General features: G+C 51.2%; 1 protein-coding gene. It reads right to left on the minus strand.

Annotated features, from left to right (window positions below; all coding sequences use genetic code 11):
• A partial coding sequence (gene recD2, locus DSM107010_RS40565) for an SF1B family DNA helicase RecD2 (protein ID WP_199755946.1) occupies positions 1-1,371 on the minus strand: 1,371 nt, incomplete at both ends.

Genomic DNA, 1,371 nt, shown 5'->3' on the forward strand with positions numbered 1-1,371 from the left:
GATATAGCTTTGCGCGGCTTGCCGAAATACTTGCGTTAGCCGCACTACAGGTATTTGTCCTGAAGCAATTAAATCCCGCAACACGTTTCCAGGTCCGACTGATGGCAGTTGGTCGATGTCCCCCACCAGCAATAGTTGAGCGTCGAGTGGAATCGCCTTGAGCAGGGAGTGAGCTAAAAACAGATCCAGCATCGAAGCTTCATCCACTACGATCGCCCGTGCTTCGATGGGATTATCCGCATCCCGCTTGAACTTCATGGTTCTGGGGTCGAACTCTAGCAAGCGGTGTATGGTTTTGGCTTCCATCCGGGCCACTTCCGATAGACGCTGGGCTGCTCTACCAGTAGGCGAAGCCAAGACAATAAACTTACCCATCGCTTTCCAGAGTGCAACAATAGTGCGGGTGCAGAAAGTTTTCCCCGTCCCAGGACCACCCGTAAGTATTAATACTCGTTGACTCGCCGCCATCTCTACGGCTTGTTGCTGTTGCGATGATAGCTCGATCCCCTTAGCTTGAGTGAATCGCTCGATCCAGTTGAGTACGCGGGGTAGGTCAACTGTGACAGGACGAGCCAGCAAATGGTGAAGCTGCGCGGCTAAATTCTGTTCGCTGTAGTAGAACGATGGCTGGTAGTAGACGAATTGATGCTCAGGGTGTCCCTGCATTATCAGCACATCTTCCATCCCCATCTGCACCAGCAGTTGGGCGATCGCCTGTGAGTTCGGCTGGTGGTCTTTAATACTCAACCGCTTCACTGTCTGCTCTACTAGCTCACTCTGGGGTAAGAAACAATGTCCGTCTTCTGCTGCTTCTCCTAGTACGTGGACGATCCCCGCCCGATATCTATACTCGGAGTCGGGAGCAATGCCCAGGTTACGGGCGATCGCATCGGCTGTGATAAACCCAATACCATATATATCTGTTGCCAGTTGGTAGGGGTTATTGGTGACGGTAGCGATCGCCACATCGCCGTAGTGTTTGTATATCTTGACAGCATAGGTGGTGGAGACCCCGTGACTTTGAAGGAAAAGCATGACTTCCTTAATCGCCTTTTGGGTTGACCAGGCAGACTGAATCATCTTGATGCGCTTTTTGGCGATCCTAGGCACTTCAATCAACCGCTCGATGTGGTTCTCAATAATGTCCAGCGTTTCTAAACCAAAGTGGACGACAATGCGCTTTGCCGTCACTGGTCCCACTCCCTTGATTAGTCCACTGCCTAAGTATTTCTCTATGCCTGTTATCGTTGCAGGTTTCGTTTCTTTACAGTGCGTGACTTGAAACTGTGCACCATACTGCGGATGCTCCCGCCACAGACCAGTAAGCTGCAATGTTTGTCCTGCCTGGATGTTGGCAAAGCTACCCACAAT

Origin of the sequence: Chroococcidiopsis cubana SAG 39.79 (genome assembly GCF_003991895.1) — a bacterium.
Taxonomy (GTDB): Bacteria; Cyanobacteriota; Cyanobacteriia; order Cyanobacteriales; family Chroococcidiopsidaceae; genus Chroococcidiopsis; species Chroococcidiopsis thermalis.